Source organism: Stenotrophomonas sp. CASM101, assembly GCF_049384845.1.
Classification (GTDB): Bacteria; Pseudomonadota; Gammaproteobacteria; order Xanthomonadales; family Xanthomonadaceae; genus Stenotrophomonas; species Stenotrophomonas hibiscicola.
This window is the reverse complement of record NZ_JBMRFR010000005.1, coordinates 41443-60888: the sequence shown is the minus strand read 5'-3', so window position 1 is coordinate 60888 and position 19446 is coordinate 41443. Positions and strand designations below refer to the sequence as shown.

Here is a 19446-nt window from a genome sequence, read left to right as displayed (position 1 = left end):
CATGCTCGGCTGCTCTTCGGTGGACCTGAGCCGAGCATGGACTCCGGCGCTACAGCAATACGCACGGCGGTCGCGCCCCGGCGAAACGCAATTGCACGGTAGCGCCGGGCCATGCCCGGCGGTGCGCATCCGCAGATCAGCGCGCCAGCAGCTCGCGCGCGTCCTGCCCAGCCTCGCAGTGCACGAACAGCACCGGCACGCCGTGTGCCTCCAGCACCGCAGCCATCTGCCGCTGGCGCATCAGGAACTGTTCGTAGATGCCCTTCAGGCGGTCGCAATCGTTCTTGCTGTGGTTGTAGTGCGCGCACCAACCGGCCGGGTCGAACAGTGCCATGCGTGCTTCGCCGTGCGTATAGCGCAGCAGCGGCTCGGGCGCGGCATTGAGCCACTCGTCCTCGCCCGGCGCCATGATCGCGGTCTCGATCAGCGGCCACAGCGCGGCCAGGCCCTGGTTGTCGTACTGCATCGACATCATCGCGGCCAGATCGTTCACGGTGAAGTAGCGTGCGTGTTCGATCCGCGCACCGAAGCTGTTCTGCGCCATCAGCGCGGTGTCGGCATGCGCCATGCCGTTGGCGAGCAAGGTGCCTTCCAGCGCATGCGCGACCGCGTTGGTGGTGGCCACATCGCTGCCGGTCAGCAGGAACGGCACCACTCGCAGGCCACCGCCAACCAGGCTGGCATCGGCCTGGAACGGCAGCGGCACATCACCCTCGGCATCGGTACCGAAGGCCAGCAGGCGCGGGCCCTGGTTGCGGCCCGGAGCACGCATCTGCAGTTCTTCCAGGCGGCGATGGATCGGCCAGCCCGGGCGCAGCACTTCGGCCGGGTCGAAATGGGCGGCGGCGAACACCAGGTCCAGCTCGGCTACCTGTGGCACCAGCTTGGACAGGTCACGGCCGACGCGTTCGGCCAGTTCACCGGCCTGTTCTGCGCTGAGCACCGGCTGGCGGGGGATTTCACCGCCGGCCAGTTCCAGGGCCAGCACGCCAAGGGCATTCATCGCGGGGTCGGGTTTGCTCATGGTTCCACGGTTGGCCCATCACAGGGCGGCAGCTACACTTGGCTCCATTATGCCTGCTCCGCCGTGCAGGCCATGTTGCAGACACCCTCATCCATGCCAGGTATCTCCATGCCCAACGCTCGTCCCGTCGCCATCCTCGGTGGCGTCCGCATTCCGTTCTGTCGCCAGAACACCGCGTATTCGGATGTCGGCAACCTCGGCATGTCGGTCCGTACGCTGGGTGCGCTGGTCGAACGGTTCGGCCTGCATGGCCAGCAGCTGGGTGAAGTGGCAATGGGTGCGGTGATCAAGCACTCCAGCGACTGGAACCTGGGCCGCGAAGCCACGCTGTCCTCCGGCCTGTCGCCGCTGACCCCGGGCATCACCCTGCAGCGCGCCTGCGGTACCTCGCTGGACAGCATCATCACCGTGGCCAACAAGATCGCGCTGGGCCAGATTGAATCGGGCATCGGTGGTGGTTCGGACACCACCTCCGACGTGCCGATCGTCTACGGCAAGAAGCTGCGTGCACGCCTGCTGGCCGCCAACCGCGCCAAGAGCACCGGCGACAAGATCCGCGCACTCACCGCTGGCTTCAAGTTCTCCGAGCTCAAGCCCGAGTTCCCGGGCGTGGCCGAGCCGCGCACCGGCAAGAGCATGGGCGACCACTGCGAGGACATGGCCAAGGAGTGGAACATCTCGCGCGACTCGCAGGACGAGTGGGCGGTGTCCTCGCACAAGAAGCTGGCTGCCGCCTATGAGCGCGGATTCTTCAACGACCTGATCGCACCGTTCCGTGGCGTCGAGCGTGACAACATCCTGCGCCCGGATACCTCGCTGGAAAAGCTGGCGACGCTGAAGCCGGCGTTCGACAAGGTCTCCGGCCGTGGCACGCTCACCGCCGCCAACTCCACCCCGCTGACCGACGGTGCCGCTGCGGTACTGCTGGCCAGCGAAGAGTGGGCACGCGCGCACGGCCATGAGCCGCAGGCCTATCTGCGCGATGCGCATGTCTCTGCGGTGGACTTCGTGCATGGCGAAGGCCTGCTGATGGCACCGACCGTGGCCGTGCCGGAGATGCTCAAGCGCAATGGCCTGACCCTGCAGGACTTCGACATCTACGAGATCCACGAGGCCTTCGCCGCGCAGGTGCTGTGCACCCTGCGTGCGTGGGAGAGCGAGGATTACTGCCGCAACCGCCTGGGCCTGGATGCACCGCTGGGCCGCATCGACCCGGACAAGATCAATCTGCTGGGCTCGTCGCTGGCCACCGGCCACCCGTTCGCCGCCACCGGCGCACGCGTGATCGCTACCGCCGCCAAGCAGCTGGCCGAACGCGGCGGTGGCCGCGCGCTGGTGTCGATCTGCACCGCCGGCGGCATGGGCGTGGTGGCGATCATCGAACGCTGATCGCTGCGACTACCGGGTTCCACATATGAAAACGCCGCCCGGTGGGCGGCGTTCTTTTTTCTCCGGTGGGTGCCGACCGTTGGTCGGCACGCTTCACGGCAACCGCGGGTTGCCGAATTCGTCGCGCTCTTCGTTGGCGTCATATACCGGGGGCTGGACCGCGATCGGCTGCTCTTCCACCGTGGCACGCAGCGGCGCTTCGCTGCCGCGTACCAGTTCCACGCTGTCCTCGCCGCGCTGCAGGCGCAGCGCATTGGCCAGGCACTGTGCCGCCAGCGCGTGTTCGCCACGCTGCGCGAACAGTTCACCCAGTGCCTCCCACGCCGGGGCACCGGCGCCCGCGGCGATGGCCTCGTGCAGGAATGCATCGGCAGCGTCCCACTGCTGCTGTGCCAGGGCCACGCGGCCCTGCGCCAGGCGCAGCGCGGCCGAGTCGTCATGCACGTTGCGCCAGCGCGCCAGGTTGCTCTGGCGGGTGGCAAGGCGCTCGGCGGGAAGGCGACCATACAGCGCCACCAGTTCGTCGTCCCAGCGCTGGTCCAGCGCTTGCTCCAGCGCCAGCAGCGCGGGCTCGTCCCAGTTCAGGGCCACCGCACGGCTGGCATAGGCGCCCACCACGTCCGGGGTCGGCCGCAACGCCTTCGGCGTGGCTTCCCACTGTGCGGCCAATGCGTTGACATCGGCCGCTTCCAGCAGCGCCTGTGCGGCCAGGCGGGCTTCCAGTTCGCTGTTCGATTCGGCCGGCAGTACCTTGCTCTGGCGCAGCGCACCCAGCTGGCCATAGGCCTCGTGTGCGCGGCCGGCACGCGCCAGCGCTTCGGTACGCAGCCACAGGCCGCGCGGCGGCAGCGGCTGGATCGCCGCTACGTCCAATGCGTTGATCGCATCGACTGGCAGATCGCGCGCCAGCAGCTGTTCGGCGCGCAGCAGCGCCTGCAGGGTGGCGTCACTTTCGCCCAGGCGCTGCAGCAGCGCCTCGCCGGCGGGGCCGTCGGCCCGTGCCTGCGCGCTGCGCACGGCGGTGGCCAGTGCCACCGCGCTCACTTCCGGGTCCCTGGCGGCGCCGTCCAGCAGTTTTTCCGCGCGCTGCCACTGGCCATGCTCGTAGGCCTGCAGGCCGTCGATCAGGCGCACCCTGCCCTGCTTGCGGCGGTAGCGGCCCCAGGCACGGAACGGTGCAGCGATCAGGCTCCACAGCAGCCACAGCACCAGGACCGTGATCACCGCCAGCAGCGCTACCTTCGGCAGGTTGCTGTGATAGTCGTAGCCGCCGTAGCGCAGGGTCACCTCGCCGAAGCGGTTCAGGTCATCGGCGCCGAGCCATTGCGCGGCGACCACGCCGATGGCCACGGCCAGCAACAGCACGACCAGGGATTGCAGGGGTTTCATGCGGGCTTACCTCCGGTCGGTCTGGGTGCGCAGTTGTTGCAGGGTGCTGCCAAGGACAGCGTCGTTGGCCTGCAGTGGAAGTTCGCGCAAGGCCTTCAGTTCAGCACGTTGCGCGCGCAGGGCCGGTGAATCCGGCCAGCGTCGCTGTGCCCAGTGTTCCACCCGGTCCAGGGCGGAGTTGCGGCCCGCGCGGTCGCCACGCTCGATGGCGGCACGTGCCAGCGTCAGTTCCAGCTGCAGTGCATCGTCGGCGTTGCGCTGTTCGGCGGCCGTCAGTGGGCCGTTCTGGCGGCTGGGGGTGATGTCCACGAACGGGGCCAGGGTGGCCTGCCACCACGGCTTGGCAGCATTGCCGCCGGTCGTGCCGGTGATCTGTGACGGTAGGCCCTGCAGCGCCCGGGCCACAGCATCCAGACGCTGCAGCGACTGCACGCGCGGGCCGCTGCCGAGCGCGTCCAGTGCCTCGCGCTCCTGCACCAGCGCCTGGCGCAGGTTCAGGCCATCAGCGTCGGGCAGTTCGGCCAGTGCGGTGGCCGCCTGTGCGTACAGGCGGCGTGCGCCCTCCACGTCGTCGGCATAATTCAGCCGTTGCGCCGCCTGGGTCAGCAGCAGTTCGGCCTCATCGCGCTGTACCGCCTGGCGGCCCTGGTTGGCGCTGTCGGCCAGCTTGGCCAGGTTCTCTTCCAGCAACGCGCTGCGCTGGGAGAGGCCCAGCATCTCGTCGCGCAGCACGCGGTTGGTGGTGGCCGCGTCCTGCAGGCGCTGGCTGGTTGCGCGCTGGTCACGACGCAGCGCATCCAGCGTGGCCTCCAGGCCCTTCAGCTGGACGGCCGTGGTCTGTGCCTGCGCTTCCTGCTCATGCTGTTGCTGCTGCCAGACGTACCAGCCGGCATAGCCGCCCGCGCCAAGCACGACCGCAGCGGCCAGCGGCAGCAACCAGCGCACGGGTCTACGGGGCGGGGAAACGGGCGGAGTCTCGTTCATGGGGCTTCCTTGTCGGCAACGTCGCCGGTCAGGGTCCGGCAGGCCGCATGGTGCACAGCATCACTGTTGCCGACCACAGCGGCAAGCGTGATCCACGTCCCTGTTCAGTTCGCTGCCGGGACGGTGAGCGTGGCGTGTGCAGCGGCCACCAGCTGCGCAGCAGTGGGGCCGGCGCTGCGTGAGATGTGCCGCAGGCCGAGCGACCGCGCCTGTTCGCCGAGGCGGTCGCTGGCAACCACCACGCGGGCAGACGCCCGCAGGCGCTGCTGCCAAGTCGGCGGAAGCTGCTGCCAGAAATGCAGCAGCGCCTCGCCACTGCTGACCGCCAGCACCCACGGCTGCGCTGAATGCGCCAATCGCGCCAGCGTGCGGGGCGAAAGGCGCAGCAGGCGACGCTGGTAGACATCGGCACGTTCGATCGCGGCGCCGGCGGCCTGCAGGTGTGCAGCAATCAGGCCGCGTCCGCCGGGCGCGGTGACCAGTCCGATGCGCAGGCCGCGGACGTCCGCCAGCACCGGCAGCGCCAGCAGCCCCTCGCTGTCCATCCGCTGCGGCGCATGCACCCCGGCGACGCCGTGCTCCCGCAGCGCGCGCGAGGTGCCTTCGCCCACGGTCAGCCACGGGCTGCGTTGCGCCTTGGCCAGCGGCAGCAGGGTGGCGGCCGCGGTAACCGCGGCCGGGCTGGTGAACACCACCCGGTCGCAGTTCAGCGCGCGTTGCAGCTGACGCACCACTGGCATGCCGTTCAAGCGCTGCAGGCGCCAGGGCGGCAGGGCCACCACATGCCCGCCCAGCCCAGCAACGGCGCGGCGCAGCGCGGAATTCTGGCCCTGCGGTCGCAGCGAAATGAAGGTCCAGCCCGGCTCGGAACCGGCGGCGCCAGTGGGTATCGTATGGTCGGCCATTGCCTGCATTATGCGGGCCCTTCGTTGTCGTGGTCGCTGCTCCGATGTCCGTTGATGCTCTGACTTCCTCGCTGGCCGCCCTGCAGGACGTGCTGGACTGCATGCCGGCGGTGCGCGCCATGCAGATCCAGCTCGATGGCTATGCCGATGGCGTGCTGCGCATCACCGCGCCGCTGGCCGCCAACGTCAACGACAAGGGCAACGCCTTCGGTGGCAGCCTGGCCTCGGTGCTGACCCTGTCCGGCTGGGCACTGGTCAGCCTGCGCCTGCGCCTGGCCGGCCACGATGCCGAGGTCTACGTGGCCGACAGCAACCTGCGCTACCTGGCCCCGGTCTACGAAGACCTGCATGCCCATGCCGAAGCGGCCGAAGCCAGCGGCTGGGATGCCTTCCTGAATACCTTCCGCCAGCGCCGCAAGGCCCGCATCAGCATCATCGCCACCCAGCCCGGCGCCGATGGCAAGCCGGCCGCCGAGTTCAGCGGTCGCTTCGTTGCCTTCGCCAAAGGGTAGGATGGCAGGCTGACGTCCTGGGGAAACCACCGATGCGCCGCCTCATCCAGTTCCTGATGTGTTCCCTGCTGCTGGTCAGCGCCGTGGCTTCGGCCGACGACCTCAGCCGCAAGCAGCGCAAGCTGCTGGAAGAGACCCAGATCGCCTACGGCGCCACCATCCGCTGGGGCAGCATGGACGATGCCATCGGCTATCTGGACCCCAAGCTGCGCAAGGAAAAGCCGCCCACCGAGTTCGAGCTCAACCGCTACGCGCAGCTGCGCGTGTCGTCCTACCGCGAGCGCAGCAGCGCGGCGCTGGAAGGCGGCCTGGTCGAGCGCCGGGTCGAAATCGGGGTGATCAACCAGAACACCCAGGCCGAACGCACCGTGATGGTGGTCGAGCGCTGGCGCTGGGATCCGGAGGCCAAGCGCTGGTGGCAGACCGCCGGCCTGCCGGACCTGTGGAAGGGGCAGTGACGGGCCGCGTCCGGCTTGTGCGACAATCGGCGCCCGCTTAATCGACCCGTGACCTGAGTGAATTACGAAGAGTTGCTGGCCTTTGCAGGCCGAAACCCGATGCTGTCCGCGGCCCTGGTCGGCCTGACCGTGGCCATCATCGTCACCGAGATCCGCCGCCTGTTCCGGGGCTTCAAGGGCATCAAGCCCGCCGAACTGACCCAGCTGATCAACGCGGGCGGCACGGTGGTGGTCGACCTGTCGGCCAGCGGTGACTTCGAGAAGGGCCACATTGCCGGCAGCCGCAACGCCCAGGCCAGTGCCTTCGGCCCGGAGCACAAGCTGGTGGCCAACGCCAGGCAGTCGCCGGTGGTGCTGGTGTGCCGCAGCGGCAATGCCTCGGAAACCGCCGCCAAGGCGCTGAAGAAGGCCGGCTTCGAGAAGGTCTACGTGCTCGACGGCGGCATTCCTGCCTGGCAGCAGGCCGAGCTGCCGCTGGTCAAGGGCCGCAACTGATTGCCGCAGGTGGCGGATCCGGCCTTGTATGGGCCTGATCCCGCCCCCATCGCAGTAATTCGACCATCGTTTTCATTGCATTCATTGGAGTTACTGGAAATGTCCGAAGAGATCACCAACGGCGCTGCTGCGCCGGTCGATGCCGCCACCGGCCCCGCTTTCACCGTCGAGAAGATCTACGTCAAGGACGTCTCCTTCGAGTCGCCGAACGCCCCGACCATCTTCAATGACCAGGTGCAGCCGGAGCTGCAGCTGAACCTGAACCAGCAGGTGCAGCGCCTGGGTGAGAACGCCTTCGAAGTCGTGCTGGCCGTGACCCTCACCTGCCAGGCCGGTGAGCGCACCGCCTACGTGGCCGAAGTGAAGCAGGCCGGCGTGTTCGGCCTGGTCGGCCTGGACCCGCAGTCGATCGACGTGCTGCTCGGCACCCAGTGCCCGAACATCCTGTTCCCGTACGTGCGCCAGCTGATCAGCGACCTGATCCAGGCCGGCGGCTTCCCGCCGTTCTTCCTGCAGCCGATCAACTTCGAAGGCCTGTACGCAGAAACCCTGCGCCAGCGCCAGGAGCAGGGCGACGCACCGTCGCTGGCTGACTCCGAGCCGGCCGGCAACGCCTGATTCCTGCCGCGACGTCACGGATGAGCACTCCCGCTGACAAGATCGCCGTGCTGGGCGCCGGTTCCTGGGGAACCGCGCTGGCCAGCCTGCTCGCACGGCACGGTCACCCGACCGTGCTGTGGGGGCGCGATGCTGCCGTGGTCGACGCCATCGACCAGCGCCACGAGAACCCGCGTTACCTGCCGGGCATCCCGCTGCCGGACGGCCTGCGTGCCACTACCGACCTGGCGTCGGCGGTGGAGGGCGCGGCCTGGATCCTGGTGGTGACCCCCTCGCATGCCTTCGGCGAAACCGTGCGCGCGCTGGCGCCGCTGCGCCCGGCCGGTGCCGGCGTGGCCTGGGCCACCAAGGGCTTTGAGCCCGGTTCGGGCCGCTTCCTGCACGAAGTGGCGCGCGAAGTGCTGGGCGAGGACGTGCCGCTGGCCGTGGTCACCGGCCCGTCGTTCGCCAAGGAAGTGACCCAGGGCCTGCCGACCGCGATCACCGTGCACGGCGACGTGCCCGAGTTCGCGCAGACGGTGGCCGAGGCGATGCACGGCCCGGCGTTCCGCGCCTACACCGGCGACGACATGGTCGGTGCCGAGTTGGGCGGCGCGATGAAGAACGTGCTGGCGGTGGCCACCGGCGTGGCCGATGGCATGCAGTTGGGCCTGAACGCCCGTGCCGGCCTGATCACCCGCGGCCTCAACGAAATGCTGCGCCTGGCCGCTGCGATCGGCGCCAAGCCGGAAACGCTGATGGGCCTGGCCGGCCTGGGCGATCTGGTGCTGACCTGCACCGGCGACCTGTCGCGCAACCGCCGCCTGGGCCTGGCCCTGGGCCGCGGCCAGACGCTGCAGGATGCCGTGCGCGAGATCGGCCAGGTGGTCGAGTCGGTGCAGACTGCCGACGAAGTGATGCGACAGGCGCGCCGCCATGGCATCGACCTGCCGATCTCCGACGGTGTGCGTGCCGTGCTGCATGGCGAGCAGACCCCGGAAGAAGGCTTGCGCGCACTGCTGGCGCGGGAACAGAAACCGGAGTATCCGGACACGCTGTTCAAGTGAATCGAAAAACCCCGGCCAGGTGCCGGGGTTTTTTCTTGTGCGCCTCATCCACGCATGGCGTGGATCCAGGACGGATCCCGCTTCTGGTAGCGGCCAACCTTGGTTGGCGCCCGGTAGCGCCGGGCCATGCCCGGCGGCATTCATCACCGCGCCCGCGGCGGCGCGTTGCTGTTGTCCATGTCCGAAAAGATCAGCCACGGCCCATCACGCTCACGCTTCAGCGTGAGCGTGAACTTGCCGGTATCGCCCACGTTGTTGCCGTAGCTGTACGCACCGATGATGTAACCCGTGTTCCCTTCCACCGCATACGCCAAGGCACGCAACCGCAACGGACTGCCGCCCTGTCCGGCATATGCAGCCTCGATCGCAGTGCGCCCGCGCACGGGTGGCTGGTTGCTCTGCAGCACAAAGCCATCCTCGGCGAAGAGCGCAGCCAGTGCCCTGGCATCACCCCCGCGCCACGCCTGCTCGTAGTTGCGCAGCACACGGTCCAGCGGTGCGGGCAGGGCTGCGTCCGGGAGAGGCTGCGCAGGCTTCGCGTTTTCTGCATCGTGGGCAATTGCCGGCAATGCCAGCAGCAGGGCACCGCAGAAGATCATGGCGAGTCGTGTGCGGCGCATGCGTCCAGGCCCTGGCGATGATGGGAAGGCTTCAGACGCATCCTAGCGCGCCGCTGGTTAGAATCACGCGGCCGCCGATTCGGTGGACGCGGCGCAGATCAGACAAGGACACGCGATGAAGATGCGAATCACAGGGATGGCGATGATGGCCGCGCTGCTGGCAGCCTGCGGACAGGCACCGGAGAAGACTGGCGAGGCCGCGCCTGCTGCGGCGCCAGCACCAACCACCGAAGCTCCGGCCGCCACGGCCACGGTGGTCGAGAAGGAACCGTCAATCGAAGACAGCGTGGACCCCGCGGTGTGGGACAGCGAGGGCGAACCGGAAGACCCGGGCGCTGGCGGCGAACTGACCTGCGCGGACAATCCGCTGGCGACCCACTTCTTCACCCTGGTCGGCGGCAGTACCGTGGACGACTGCGGCCGCAAGGACCCGAAGGTGCTGGCCGCGTTCGATGCGCTGATGAAGGGCACGCAGGACGCCGAATCCACTGACAAGGATATGCCGTCGCTGCGCAAGCGCCTGTTGGGCGGACCCAGCGGCCCTGGCGAGCTGGTAGTGCTGCAGGGCGAGCCGTGGTGGTTCTACACCGCCTGCCAGGCCCACGACTGCCCCGGCACCGCGTTGGCGATGCTGTACTCACCCACGCAGGCGAAGATGGTCGGCCGTCTTACCGCGCGCTGCCGTGTGTGGTGGCTGGGCGAGCCGACGGCGGAACAGCGTGAGCAGATCGAACAGCGCCAGCCACTGCAGGATGCCGCGTTGAAGGAAGACAGCGCGCTCTGCGAGTGATGTGGCGCCGGCGTCACCCGTCCGGCTGCATGCGCGCGCTGGCCTGTGCGTTCATCGTCAGGCACGCCATGATCAGCCCTTCCATCACCCGGTCGCCCACGTACTCGGCCTCCGTGCCGTTCTGGCGCACGCGTTCGGCCGCCAGCAGCAGCTCCAGCGTCACACGCTGGCCGGCCAGTGCGCAGTCCGCATCGGCCAGCGCCATGCAACGGCCCGGCATCTGGTGACGCTCCGGCCAGGGTTGGCCATCGGCGGCCGCGCCTTTGCCGATGCGGTGAAGCGTGGCGATGAAGGCGTTCGGGTCGGTCGCAGCCGCGTGCTCTGAGGGCTCACCGCCAGTGGCGGACGAGCGATGCGGATGCAGGCGGGGGAAGTCCGGTGAGGTCATGGCAGTGCTCCGTGCAGGACAGACGGTAGCCGCCACGCAAAGGTGGCGGGCGGAGACGTGGCTCGAAAACCGGGAGATCACGAACAAGACCGGCAGGCGCAAGGCCTCCACGCTCCGCCCGCCATAGCCGGCAGACGGAATGCCAGCCGGCGCCACGCGGGGTGACGCCGGCTGGCAAGCGCAAACAACGTTCGTGATCTAACGGGTTTTCGAGGCCCGGCCACCCATTTTCCGGCGGCCCGCCATCTGTACCGCCGTCGCTGCGCAACGCCAATCAGAAGAGTTGCATTCAACGCTGGATCAAAGACGCTTTTGGCATTTTTGCATGCTGTTAAGCCGTCGCAGACGCAGGCGCCGCAACGTCCGTAGCGGCATGGGGAATATGCGACATGGGTCGAAGTTGATGACGTGGCGTACGGGTACCCCACCAGGCCGATGACGACAGTGCGGGGCGAAGGACGTAAATAGACTTCGACGCACTCCGGTCTGTCAGTGCTCTTCGCGTCTCTCGTACCAGGCTTGAGTACGGTTCACGATCCGCACCACAGACAACATGACCGGCACCTCGATCAGCACACCAACTACCGTCGCCAGCGCAGCCCCCGAATGCACGCCGAACAGCCCCACCGCGGTGGCAACCGCCAATTCGAAGAAGTTGCTGGCACCAATCAGTGCTGAAGGGCCGGCCACGCAATGCGCCACGCCCAGGCGACGATTGAGCAGGTAGGCCAGGCCGGAAGTGAAATAGACCTGGATCAGGATCGGCACCGCAATCAGTGCGATCACCAGCGGTTGCTTCACGATCTGCTGGCCCTGGAAGCCGAACAGCAGCACCAGTGTGAGCAGCAGCGCGCACAACGAGACGGGCCCCAGATGGCGAAGCACCCGCTGCAACGCCGCCTCGCCACTACGCATCAGGATCCAGCGCCGCAGCAACGCAGCCAGCAGCACCGGCACCACGATGTAGAGGCCAACGGACAGCAGCAGGGTATCCCACGGCACGGTGATCGCCGACAGGCCCAGCAGCAGTGCAACCACCGGCGCGTAGGCCACCACCATGATCGCGTCGTTCAACGCCACCTGGCTCAGGGTGAAGTTGGCATCGCCACGGCACAGGTTGCTCCACACGAACACCATGGCGGTGCAGGGCGCGGCCGCCAGCAGGATCAGCCCGGCGATGTAGCTGTCGATCTGTGCTGCGGGCAACCAGTCGGCGAAGGCATGGCGCAGGAACAGCCAGCCCAGCAGCGCCATCGAGAATGGCTTGACCGCCCAGTTGATGAACAGCGTTACGCCGATGCCCTTCCAGTGCTGCTGCAACTGGCGCATCGCAGTGAAGTCGACCTTCAGCAGCATCGGGATGATCATCAGCCAGATCAGTACCGCAACCGGCAGGTTGACCTTGGCGATCTCTGCGGATGCCAGCGCGGCAAAAGCACCGGGTAGGAAGTGGCCCAGCAGCGTGCCGACCGCAATGCAAAGCGCGACCCAAAGCGTCAGGTGGCGTTCGAACAGATTCATGCGGGAAGTCACGGCATGCTGTCGGTCGGCTGCAACTGTCCAATCTGATCCAGCGCGTGCTGCAGCGCTTCGCGGTCGGACCACAATGAGTCAGGCAAGGCGAGCAATGCACGCAGTCGCAGCTTCACGATGGCATGGGCCTGCGCGAATGCCGCGGCCTTGTCGGCATCGTTACCCGCTACGGCGGCCGGATCGGGCAGGCCCCAGTGGCCGCGGATGAAATCACCGAACACCACCGGGCAGGCCTCCGCTGCGGCTGAGTCGCATACGGTGATCACCAGGTCCATCGGGGCTGCACCCACGAACTCATCCCACGACTTGCTGCGCAGCCCTTCAATGGGCATTTCTTCGGCCTGCAACTGGGCCAGCGCGAAGGGGTTGATCTGGCCAGTGGGCTGGCTGCCCGCACTGAATGCGCTGAAGCGATCGCCGCCCCAGGCGCGCAGGGTGGCTTCAGCAAGCACGCTGCGGGCGCTGTTGCCGGTGCAGAGGAACAGGACATTACGGGTCATGTGGCTTCCGTGGTCAGTGAGTGGCTTGGACATGCAAAGCGCGCTGCCCGGACAGAGACGGGTGAACTCGGCAGAGCTGCGGATCGCCTCCGCTATCTGCGCGCGATCGCATCCGGCATAGCCGTGCCGCGCGAACCACGAGCCTGCCGATGTTGTCAGCAGCACCAGTTCCCTGACCTGCATACGGTGGGCCATCTCTTCGGCCGCTGCCAGCAATGCGCGTCCAAGGCCGGTGCCGCGTCGGTCATCAGACACCACCAGGGAGCGGAGCAGCGCCGAGGCGCCGAAAACCTGCAATCCAACGGCGCCCACGGGGACGCCGTCGAGGTCTGCGACGAGAAACACGACCTCGCTGCTTTCCAGATCGGCCACGGGCAACTGCGCCCGCTGCAGAAGGTCTCGGATGCAGGACAGGTCGTCGCGTGTGCCGGCACGAATCACGGGGTCTGGCTTCATCTCAGCACCTGCAGGCCGGTTCGCTTGCCGCGCACTGCTGGTCCGGCGAACCCGCGCAGCAATTGTGCGTCAGGTACTGGATCAAGCCGTTCATCGCATCGAAGTTGGCGCGATAGCAGACATGGCGGCCCTGGCTTTCGCTCTCCACCAGCCCGGCCTGCACCAGCTCCTTCAGGTGGAAGCTGAGCGTGGCTGGAGGCACCTGCAGGGCCATGGCGATGTCTCCGGCCATGCGGCCCGCCGGGCCAGCCTCCACCAGCAGGCGGAAGGCAGCCAGGCGGGTGGCATGGCCGAGGGCGGTGAGGGCGGCGATTGCATTCGACGTTTCCATATTTCTAGAATAGTCGAATGAATAAGCCAATCACAAGTGCCCACCTGCCGAACCTGGTAGACGCCTCGCTGCCCCAGCCCGATCACCGCCAGCTCGCCGCCGCAGATCTGGGGCCGCCACGCATCCTCCTGCTCTACGGCTCGCTGCGGCCGCAGTCGTTCAGCCGCAAGCTGGCGCTGGAAGCCGAACGATTGCTGCGCCACCTGGGGTGCGAGACCCGCGTGTTCGATCCGCATGCGCTGCCCATGCTGGATAGCGTGGAAACGAGTCACCCTGAAGTGCAGCGGTTGCGTGCGTGGTCGCAGTGGTCGGAAGGCCAGGTCTGGGTCAGCCCCGAGCGGCACGGCACGGTCACCGGCGTGTTCAAGAACCAGATCGACTGGTTGCCGCTGGAAGATGGCAGCGTGCGGCCCACGCAGGGCAGGACGCTGGCGGTGATGCAGGTGAGCGGCGGCTCGCAGTCGTTCAACACCGTCAACACGTTGCGCGTGCTCGGTCGCTGGATGCGCATGCTGACTATCCCCAACCAGTCATCGGTGGCCAAGGCCTGGCAGGAATTCGATGACGACGGCCGGATGAAACCCTCGCCGTACTACGACCGGGTGGTGGACGTGATGGAAGAGCTGGTGAAGTTCACGCTGCTGACGCGAGGGCGGTCGGACTACCTGGTGGACCGCTACAGCGAGAGGAAGGGCGACGCGCTCGCGGCCGCATTGGCGCAGGCTGCTGGCGCTACCGCCTCCTGAGTTCCGCTACGCAAACGCGCTCTATTTGCTTGCGCGCCGCGCGCCCTTCTCGTCTTCTTCCTTCGCATTCCCACGGCTCTGTGCGAACTCCGGGAAGGTTTTCGCGATCGAATCCTTGTCCGGCAGGATGTAGAACACACCGCCCTTCTCGAACGTGGAGTGCACGATCTGCTCGTAGAACGCAGGCGAGACGTTGATGCAACCGTGGGTGACGCGGTTGTCGTCCGGCGTGGGCGATGCCAGTCGTTCGGCACGCTTTTCCTTCGGGCTGCCCGGCGGCAGCGGGTGCATCGAGACTGCGGAATCGTAGTCCACCCACAGCACGCGTCCGGCATCGTCGGACGGGCCGTAACCGCCAATGAAGCGGCCGGCAGGCGTGGTGCGGTCGTGGCCGGGAATCGCGCTCAGTGCGAGCTTGGCGACGCCCGGTGCGGAGTGGTCGCCGATCGCCGACCCAAACAGCGCCGGTGCTGCGCCGCGCAGCTTGCCGTCACCGCCGAAGACCAGAACCTGCGCCGCCGCCTTGTCCATGACCGCAAACGGATAGCCCTGGTTGTCCTTGCTGGCGACCACCCAGCCGGCCAGCTCGATCACTGTTTCGGACACGCTCTGGTCGGGCGGAAGTTCATCAACGGCGGCAATGCGTTGTTCAGGCGCTTCCTTGTCCTTGCCCTTGGCGCTGGCTGCGCCGCTGCACGCAACGGCCAGTGCCAACGCCAGTGCGGCATGGAAGACGCGGCGTGCAGGGGAGGAGGAGGTACGAATGGGACGGCTCCTTGCAATGCAATTCTGGGTGGAAGGATGCCAGTGGCCGGCGAAGGCCACTGGTTCCCGATACAGAGGTGGATCAATTCAAAGGGTGAGAGAGCTATCAGCCGCGCGGCTTGCGACCGGCCGGTGCCCTTTCAAGCTGCTGTACGCGGCCTTCGATCTGGTCCAGACGCTGGTTGGCCTGCTGCGCCGACTGGTTGGCGGACTCGGCACTCTGGGCAGCGCCCTGCACCTTTACGTCGAGCTGATCGAGGCGCGAGTTGATGGTTGCGAACTCGTCCTTGTAGGTGGCGCAAGCGCCGAGGCTTACGGTGGCCACGATGGCGACGGTGATGGCACGTGCTGCGTTGATGTGCTGCTTGGTCAGTTTCATTTCCAACTCCCTCCTTCGTCTGGGGAAGCTGGAATATAGCGGCGTTTGTTCCCGGCGCTAGCCCGTGCTTTCAGCTGGAATTGGAAGACGTGGAAGCGCCGTGAAGACGTTCGATCAACAAAACTTAACAAGCAGGATCACGCGGGCGGACGTGCATCGGCCGGCTTGCCTTGTGCCTGTTCAGAAGCACGTATTCATCAGCATGAAGCGGATTTCATCGAAGTGCCGTCGGCACCGCCTCGATGCCAGCGCACGCGGGCCGCCACCGGCTGGCTTCCAGCAGCGCCTGATAGAGCAGGGTGGGCTGCTCGACTTCCACGCGTGCACCTGGCTGTTGCACGTGCACGTACTCATGGGCAATCAGGTGCACGAAACGGTCGCCGACATCGGCCTCATCCAGTCGGCGTCGCACAGCGCTTGCAGTCCAATGACCACGCCTGCTTCGGCGGTCACGCCACCACTGTTGCCGCGGCCCACCAGTACGGTGACCGGGGAAAGCGCCGCAGACGGCAACAAGGTGCCCAGCTGATCGACGGCAGCGGCGACGCGCATGCGGATCGATGGCAATGCTGTCGCGCAGGTTCTCGCTTTCGCAAACAATGCCGGCGTGTCCTGGATGGCCCTGGCCAGCCGCTCCATCGAGCCGATACGGCTGTCGGTGAAGCTGCGCAGAGCGTCTGTGCCAGCATCCAGATAGCCGCGCTGCAGATCGTCGGCACTCGGCTTTCCAGCGCTGGCATCCAGCACATGGAAGAAACGCGTGACATCGTCCGTCTGAATCACGATGCGCGCAGGAGGCTGGCTGCGCTCGGCCGCCTGCAGCATCATCGCAAGGATGATGAGCAGCAGCTCGCGCACCCTACGGCGGGCACGTCCCCGCAACAGCAGTGACGCGGCGGATGTGTGCGGCATGCGGAGTTCCCTGAACGTTGCCCACATTTATATACCAGTCAGTTCAATATTCAGGGTTGATTAGACCCCCTAACGGATAATTCACACCTGTCGATCGCCTCCTCTCTCTCCCCCTCCCGGGAGGCGGCCGACGAAACCAAAATAATTAAAGGTGTGTCCCGATGAACAAGAATTCGCTGCTCGCTCTGGGCCTTCTGGCTGCCCTGCCATTCGCTGCATCGGCAACCGACGGCCTGTCGTACAACTACGTTGAAGGCGGCTACGTGAACACCGACGCCAAGGGCGGCGACGCCGATGGCTGGAAGGTGAAGGGTTCCGTTGCGGTGCACCCGAACTTCCATATCTTCGGCGACTACAGCGCGCAGGAGACCGACAAGTTCAAGAACGATGTCGACCAGTGGCGCATCGGCGCCGGCTACAACTACGGCATCGCACCGAACACCGACCTGGTGGCTCGCGTTGCGTACCAGAAGTACGACATGAAGCACGGCCTGGACTTCAACGGCTACTCCACCGAAGTGGGCGTGCGCACCGCGTTCAACCCGTACGTGGAAGGCTACGTGATGGCCGGCTACGAAGATTTCAGCAAGAAGCACGGTTACAACCCGGACGGCGAGTTCTACGGCCGTGTCGGCGCCACCGCCAAGTTCAACCAGAACTGGGGCCTGAGCGGCGAAGTGAAGCTGGCCAAGGCTGGCGACCGCGAGTGGTTCGTGGGCCCGCGCTTCACCTGGTAACAAACGCCTGCCGTTAGTGCGTGTTGTGCTGGCGTGTGACTCTCTCTCTCTCTCCCACACGCCAACCGAAGCCCGGCCTCGCGCCGGGCTTCACTTTTATGGGCCCCGTAGCGCGACAATGCGGCATGGGCGACTCTTCCCCCCTCGCAGGTACTGGCACGGCCTACCAGGAGCATCCGGCGCCTGCGCCGCTGCGCGGCCACTTTGGTCAGCTGTGGCAGAGCCAGCTTCCTGACGATGCCGATGGGCACATCACCGTACTGCCCGATGGTTGCGTGGATATCCTCTGGCGCGACGGTGCGTTGTTCGTGGTCGGCCCGGACCGCGTGGCCGCGCACCCGGCGCTGGCACCCGGTGCGCAGGTGCTGGGGGCACGCTTCCGTCCCGGCCAGGCATTGGCCGCGCTGGGCCTGCCCCTGGCCGAGATCATCGGCCAGGCCGTGCCACTGGCCGATCTGAAGGGCGCGTGGGCGAGCAAGGCGGCGGCCTCCATTGGTGACACCGCGCCTGCACAGCGCCTGCAGCGGATGGCGCACTGCCTGCAACAGCATATGGGTGCGTCCGCGCTCGATACCCCGGCGCAGCGTGCACATGCCCTGTTCCAGGCGCTCGCCATTGGTGACGCCACGCTGGATACGCTGGCGGCACGCCTGAGCCTGAGTCCGCGCAGCCTGCGGCGCTTCAGCCAGTCGCAGTTCGGCTACGGCGCCAAGACGCTGGAACGGATCCTGCGGCTGCAACGTTTTCTGCGCCACAGCCGCGCGCTGCCGCAGCACTCCCTGGCGATGCTGGCCGCCGAGGCCGGCTATGCCGACCAGGCCCATCTCAGCCGCGAGGCACGTGAGCTTGCCAGCATGACAGCACGCGAGCTGCGCCTGGAATGGGGCCAATGATGGCCGTTTCGTTCAAGACCGCGATGCCACGTTGATTGAAGCTGGGGCTCCCAACACGGAGCCACGCCATGAGCCACGCCGCATCCCGCGATGCCGAACGCCGCATCGACAACATCGAATTCAACGTCGCCGACATTGACCGTAGCAAGCGCTTCTACGGCGAGGTGTTCGGCTGGCATTTCACCGACTACGGCACGGCCTACACCGAGTTCGACGACGGCCGTCTGAAAGGTGGCTTCGTGTCTGACGCGCCGTTGCGCGCCCAGGGAGGACCGCTGGTGATCCTCTACTGCGCGGACCTGGCCGATGCCCAGCAACGCGTAGTGGCCGCCGGTGGCGAGGTGGTGCAGGCGGTGTTCGCCTTCCCGGGTGGTCGCCGCTTCCACTTCCGCGATCTGGATGGCTACGAACTGGCGGTCTGGAGTGATGTGGATTGAGGCCTTCGTAGCTTCGCCGGTGGACGGAACGAGAACCGCTCCGTCCCCGGTCAGGCGGTTCCGCTATGATCGCCCGCACATCGCCACACGCGATGCGTCCGCCTCAAGCCAGCAGGAACCGCCGTGAACTCCCAGCCCGCACCGATCACCGCCGTCAACCATACGCTCGACAACGAGCCGCAGCAGATCACCGCGCCACTGACCCATTCGGCGGCGTTTCTGGTGCTGAAGGTGAAGGATGACGAGGCGTCGATCGCCAGGGCGCGCGAGGTGCTGGCCAGCACCGACGACCTGATCAAGAACACCGCCATCCGCGAGATCGAACGCACCTTCACCTGCAACGTGGCCATCGGCCACCGCGTGTGGCAGCCGCTGGTGGGCACCACGCCGCCGCGCGAGTTGCAGCCGTTCCGCGAGATCAAGGGCGCGACCCATACCGCTGTGTCCACGCCGGGCGACCTGCTGTACCACATCCGTGCACGCACGATGGATCTGATCGTGGCGTTCGAGCGCAACCTGCTGATGGCCTTTGGCGATGCGGTGGAGACGGTCGATGACGTGGCCGGCTTCCGCTATTTCGATGGCCGCGACCTGCTCGATTTCGTTGACGGCACCGCCAACCCGGAAGGGCTGTCACTGCCGGAAGCCACCATCGTGGGCGAGGAAGACCCGGAGCATGCCGGCGGCAGTTACGTGGTGGTGCAGAAGTACCTGCACAACCTCGATGCCTGGCGCGCGCAGAAGACCGAAGCGCAGGAGGCGATCATCGGCCGCACCAAGCACGACAACATCGAGCTGGACGATGCGCCGGCCGATGCGCAGAAGTCGCACAAGACGCTGTGCACCATCGAGGATGCCGACGGCGAGCACGAGATCCTGCGCGACAACATGCCGTTCGCCAACCCGGGCCGTGGCGAGTACGGCACCTACTTCATCGGCTACACGCGCCGCCTGTGGGTGATCGAGAAGATGCTCGAGCGCATGTTCATCGGCAATCCCGCGCCGCTGCACGACCGCATCCTCGATTTCTCCACCGCCACCACCGGCGTGACCTTCTTCGCGCCCTCGCGCAAAGTGTTGGCCGATCTGGGCGATTGATCGCGCCGGGCAGCGGCGACCGCCATCTGCCTGTCATCTAC

23 protein-coding genes and 2 pseudogenes are annotated in these 19446 nt (G+C 66.8%); 12 read left to right on the top strand and 13 right to left on the bottom strand.

Annotated elements, in window-relative coordinates; genetic code table 11:
- Window positions 1–136 precede the first annotated feature (136 nt).
- On the bottom strand, window positions 137–1024 hold the full coding sequence (locus VG543_RS09955) for a hypothetical protein (RefSeq protein ID WP_423178888.1): 888 nt from the start codon (window positions 1022–1024) through the stop codon (window positions 137–139).
- Between the two features lie 93 nt (window positions 1025–1117).
- On the opposite strand from VG543_RS09955, the gene VG543_RS09950 reads away from it, so the two are divergent.
- Window positions 1118–2413, top strand: a complete 1296-nt coding sequence (locus VG543_RS09950; protein WP_026347250.1) for an acetyl-CoA C-acetyltransferase — start codon at window positions 1118–1120, stop codon at window positions 2411–2413.
- A 93-nt stretch (window positions 2414–2506) separates the two neighbouring features.
- Here the strand turns inward: VG543_RS09950 and VG543_RS09945 are convergent, their stop codons facing one another.
- The 3 genes from VG543_RS09945 to VG543_RS09935 all read right to left on the bottom strand — a co-directional run bounded on the left by VG543_RS09945 (window position 2507) and on the right by VG543_RS09935 (window position 5700).
- Window positions 2507–3802, bottom strand: a complete 1296-nt coding sequence (locus tag VG543_RS09945) for a heme biosynthesis HemY N-terminal domain-containing protein (protein ID WP_423178887.1) — start codon at window positions 3800–3802, stop codon at window positions 2507–2509.
- A gap of 6 nt (window positions 3803–3808) precedes the next feature.
- A complete protein-coding gene (locus tag VG543_RS09940; protein WP_164144797.1) occupies window positions 3809–4786 on the bottom strand; it encodes a uroporphyrinogen-III C-methyltransferase in 978 nt (325 codons plus the stop codon).
- Between the two features lie 104 nt (window positions 4787–4890).
- The gene (locus VG543_RS09935; protein WP_423178885.1) at window positions 4891–5700 is read right to left on the bottom strand and encodes a uroporphyrinogen-III synthase; all 810 of its coding nucleotides are present in this window, start codon (window positions 5698–5700) and stop codon (window positions 4891–4893) included.
- A 35-nt stretch (window positions 5701–5735) separates the two neighbouring features.
- Here VG543_RS09935 and VG543_RS09930 point away from each other — a divergent pair, with 35 nt between their 5' ends.
- From VG543_RS09930 to VG543_RS09910, 5 genes are all read left to right on the top strand, one after another.
- A complete protein-coding gene (locus VG543_RS09930) occupies window positions 5736–6203 on the top strand; it encodes a YiiD C-terminal domain-containing protein (protein WP_008266702.1) in 468 nt (155 codons plus the stop codon).
- Window positions 6204–6235: 32 nt separating this feature from the next.
- On the top strand, window positions 6236–6661 hold the full coding sequence (locus tag VG543_RS09925; RefSeq protein WP_005407594.1) for a hypothetical protein: 426 nt from the start codon (window positions 6236–6238) through the stop codon (window positions 6659–6661).
- Window positions 6662–6718: 57 nt separating this feature from the next.
- A complete protein-coding gene (locus VG543_RS09920; protein WP_058980222.1) occupies window positions 6719–7156 on the top strand; it encodes a rhodanese-like domain-containing protein in 438 nt (145 codons plus the stop codon).
- Between the two features lie 99 nt (window positions 7157–7255).
- Entirely contained in the window at window positions 7256–7774 is a 519-nt protein-coding gene (secB, locus tag VG543_RS09915; protein WP_005407596.1) for a protein-export chaperone SecB, read from the top strand.
- A 20-nt stretch (window positions 7775–7794) separates the two neighbouring features.
- Window positions 7795–8820 carry an NAD(P)H-dependent glycerol-3-phosphate dehydrogenase gene (locus tag VG543_RS09910; RefSeq protein ID WP_111097750.1) on the top strand — a complete coding sequence of 342 codons (1026 nt, stop codon included), beginning with the start codon at window positions 7795–7797 and terminating at the stop codon, window positions 8818–8820.
- Window positions 8821–8963: 143 nt separating this feature from the next.
- On the opposite strand, the gene VG543_RS09905 is transcribed toward VG543_RS09910, so the two are convergent.
- Window positions 8964–9419 (bottom strand): YybH family protein, encoded by a 456-nt coding sequence (locus VG543_RS09905; RefSeq protein ID WP_423178899.1) that lies wholly within the window; start codon window positions 9417–9419, stop codon window positions 8964–8966.
- A gap of 136 nt (window positions 9420–9555) precedes the next feature.
- Here VG543_RS09905 and VG543_RS09900 point away from each other — a divergent pair, with 136 nt between their 5' ends.
- Window positions 9556–10230 (top strand): Ivy family c-type lysozyme inhibitor, encoded by a 675-nt coding sequence (locus VG543_RS09900; RefSeq protein WP_423178884.1) that lies wholly within the window; start codon window positions 9556–9558, stop codon window positions 10228–10230.
- Between the two features lie 13 nt (window positions 10231–10243).
- Here the strand turns inward: VG543_RS09900 and VG543_RS09895 are convergent, their stop codons facing one another.
- From VG543_RS09895 to VG543_RS09875, 5 genes and pseudogenes are all read right to left on the bottom strand, one after another.
- Window positions 10244–10618: a hypothetical protein gene (locus VG543_RS09895; protein WP_069138124.1), complete on the bottom strand. Its 375-nt coding sequence runs from the start codon at window positions 10616–10618 to the stop codon at window positions 10244–10246.
- Between the two features lie 489 nt (window positions 10619–11107).
- On the bottom strand, window positions 11108–12139 hold the full coding sequence (gene arsB, locus VG543_RS09890) for an ACR3 family arsenite efflux transporter (RefSeq protein ID WP_423178883.1): 1032 nt from the start codon (window positions 12137–12139) through the stop codon (window positions 11108–11110).
- A gap of 8 nt (window positions 12140–12147) precedes the next feature.
- Window positions 12148–12651 carry an arsenate reductase ArsC gene (locus VG543_RS09885; RefSeq protein WP_423178898.1) on the bottom strand — a complete coding sequence of 168 codons (504 nt, stop codon included), beginning with the start codon at window positions 12649–12651 and terminating at the stop codon, window positions 12148–12150.
- A 36-nt stretch (window positions 12652–12687) separates the two neighbouring features.
- Window positions 12688–13107 (bottom strand): annotated as a pseudogene (gene arsN2, locus VG543_RS09880) (arsenic resistance N-acetyltransferase ArsN2); the annotation flags it as partial.
- Between the two features lies 1 nt (window position 13108).
- Window positions 13109–13438: an ArsR/SmtB family transcription factor gene (locus VG543_RS09875; RefSeq protein ID WP_111097754.1), complete on the bottom strand. Its 330-nt coding sequence runs from the start codon at window positions 13436–13438 to the stop codon at window positions 13109–13111.
- A gap of 17 nt (window positions 13439–13455) precedes the next feature.
- Here VG543_RS09875 and arsH point away from each other — a divergent pair, with 17 nt between their 5' ends.
- The gene (gene arsH, locus VG543_RS09870; protein WP_329847946.1) at window positions 13456–14184 is read left to right on the top strand and encodes an arsenical resistance protein ArsH; all 729 of its coding nucleotides are present in this window, start codon (window positions 13456–13458) and stop codon (window positions 14182–14184) included.
- 21 nt (window positions 14185–14205) lie between these two features.
- Here the strand turns inward: arsH and VG543_RS09865 are convergent, their stop codons facing one another.
- From VG543_RS09865 to VG543_RS09855, 3 genes and pseudogenes are all read right to left on the bottom strand, one after another.
- On the bottom strand, window positions 14206–14898 hold the full coding sequence (locus VG543_RS09865) for a L,D-transpeptidase (protein WP_134729755.1): 693 nt from the start codon (window positions 14896–14898) through the stop codon (window positions 14206–14208).
- 157 nt (window positions 14899–15055) lie between these two features.
- Window positions 15056–15328, bottom strand: coding sequence for a hypothetical protein (locus VG543_RS09860; RefSeq protein WP_005407606.1), 273 nt, complete (start codon window positions 15326–15328; stop codon window positions 15056–15058).
- A 274-nt stretch (window positions 15329–15602) separates the two neighbouring features.
- Window positions 15603–16186 (bottom strand): annotated as a pseudogene (locus VG543_RS09855) (lytic murein transglycosylase); the annotation flags it as partial.
- 215 nt (window positions 16187–16401) lie between these two features.
- Between VG543_RS09855 and VG543_RS09850 the strand changes: the two are divergent.
- From VG543_RS09850 to VG543_RS09835, 4 genes are all read left to right on the top strand, one after another.
- Window positions 16402–16977 carry an Ax21 family protein gene (locus tag VG543_RS09850; protein WP_021202106.1) on the top strand — a complete coding sequence of 192 codons (576 nt, stop codon included), beginning with the start codon at window positions 16402–16404 and terminating at the stop codon, window positions 16975–16977.
- Window positions 16978–17102: 125 nt separating this feature from the next.
- A complete protein-coding gene (locus VG543_RS09845) occupies window positions 17103–17870 on the top strand; it encodes a helix-turn-helix transcriptional regulator (protein WP_227844210.1) in 768 nt (255 codons plus the stop codon).
- 68 nt (window positions 17871–17938) lie between these two features.
- Window positions 17939–18307 carry a VOC family protein gene (locus VG543_RS09840; protein ID WP_423178882.1) on the top strand — a complete coding sequence of 123 codons (369 nt, stop codon included), beginning with the start codon at window positions 17939–17941 and terminating at the stop codon, window positions 18305–18307.
- Window positions 18308–18430: 123 nt separating this feature from the next.
- Window positions 18431–19405, top strand: a complete 975-nt coding sequence (locus VG543_RS09835) for a Dyp-type peroxidase (RefSeq protein WP_423178881.1) — start codon at window positions 18431–18433, stop codon at window positions 19403–19405.
- The last annotated feature ends 41 nt before the right edge of the window (window positions 19406–19446 follow it).

What these genes read in the sequence shown, in the direction of transcription:
- VG543_RS09955 (WP_423178888.1), bottom strand. Translation starts at nt 1,024, where the DNA reads ATGAGCAAACCCGACCCCGCGATGAATGCCCTTGGCGTGCTGGCCCTG.
- VG543_RS09950 (WP_026347250.1), top strand. Translation starts at nt 1,118, where the DNA reads ATGCCAGGTATCTCCATGCCCAACGCTCGTCCCGTCGCCATCCTCGGT.
- VG543_RS09945 (WP_423178887.1), bottom strand. Translation starts at nt 3,802, where the DNA reads ATGAAACCCCTGCAATCCCTGGTCGTGCTGTTGCTGGCCGTGGCCATC.
- VG543_RS09940 (WP_164144797.1), bottom strand. Translation starts at nt 4,786, where the DNA reads ATGAACGAGACTCCGCCCGTTTCCCCGCCCCGTAGACCCGTGCGCTGG.
- VG543_RS09935 (WP_423178885.1), bottom strand. Translation starts at nt 5,700, where the DNA reads ATGCAGGCAATGGCCGACCATACGATACCCACTGGCGCCGCCGGTTCC.
- VG543_RS09930 (WP_008266702.1), top strand. Translation starts at nt 5,736, where the DNA reads ATGTCCGTTGATGCTCTGACTTCCTCGCTGGCCGCCCTGCAGGACGTG.
- VG543_RS09925 (WP_005407594.1), top strand. Translation starts at nt 6,236, where the DNA reads ATGCGCCGCCTCATCCAGTTCCTGATGTGTTCCCTGCTGCTGGTCAGC.
- secB (WP_005407596.1), top strand. Translation starts at nt 7,256, where the DNA reads ATGTCCGAAGAGATCACCAACGGCGCTGCTGCGCCGGTCGATGCCGCC.
- VG543_RS09910 (WP_111097750.1), top strand. Translation starts at nt 7,795, where the DNA reads ATGAGCACTCCCGCTGACAAGATCGCCGTGCTGGGCGCCGGTTCCTGG.
- VG543_RS09905 (WP_423178899.1), bottom strand. Translation starts at nt 9,419, where the DNA reads ATGATCTTCTGCGGTGCCCTGCTGCTGGCATTGCCGGCAATTGCCCAC.
- VG543_RS09900 (WP_423178884.1), top strand. Translation starts at nt 9,556, where the DNA reads ATGAAGATGCGAATCACAGGGATGGCGATGATGGCCGCGCTGCTGGCA.
- VG543_RS09895 (WP_069138124.1), bottom strand. Translation starts at nt 10,618, where the DNA reads ATGACCTCACCGGACTTCCCCCGCCTGCATCCGCATCGCTCGTCCGCC.
- arsB (WP_423178883.1), bottom strand. Translation starts at nt 12,139, where the DNA reads ATGAATCTGTTCGAACGCCACCTGACGCTTTGGGTCGCGCTTTGCATT.
- VG543_RS09885 (WP_423178898.1), bottom strand. Translation starts at nt 12,651, where the DNA reads ATGACCCGTAATGTCCTGTTCCTCTGCACCGGCAACAGCGCCCGCAGC.
- VG543_RS09875 (WP_111097754.1), bottom strand. Translation starts at nt 13,438, where the DNA reads ATGGAAACGTCGAATGCAATCGCCGCCCTCACCGCCCTCGGCCATGCC.
- arsH (WP_329847946.1), top strand. Translation starts at nt 13,456, where the DNA reads ATGAATAAGCCAATCACAAGTGCCCACCTGCCGAACCTGGTAGACGCC.
- VG543_RS09860 (WP_005407606.1), bottom strand. Translation starts at nt 15,328, where the DNA reads ATGAAACTGACCAAGCAGCACATCAACGCAGCACGTGCCATCACCGTC.
- VG543_RS09850 (WP_021202106.1), top strand. Translation starts at nt 16,402, where the DNA reads ATGAACAAGAATTCGCTGCTCGCTCTGGGCCTTCTGGCTGCCCTGCCA.
- VG543_RS09845 (WP_227844210.1), top strand. Translation starts at nt 17,103, where the DNA reads ATGGGCGACTCTTCCCCCCTCGCAGGTACTGGCACGGCCTACCAGGAG.
- VG543_RS09840 (WP_423178882.1), top strand. Translation starts at nt 17,939, where the DNA reads ATGAGCCACGCCGCATCCCGCGATGCCGAACGCCGCATCGACAACATC.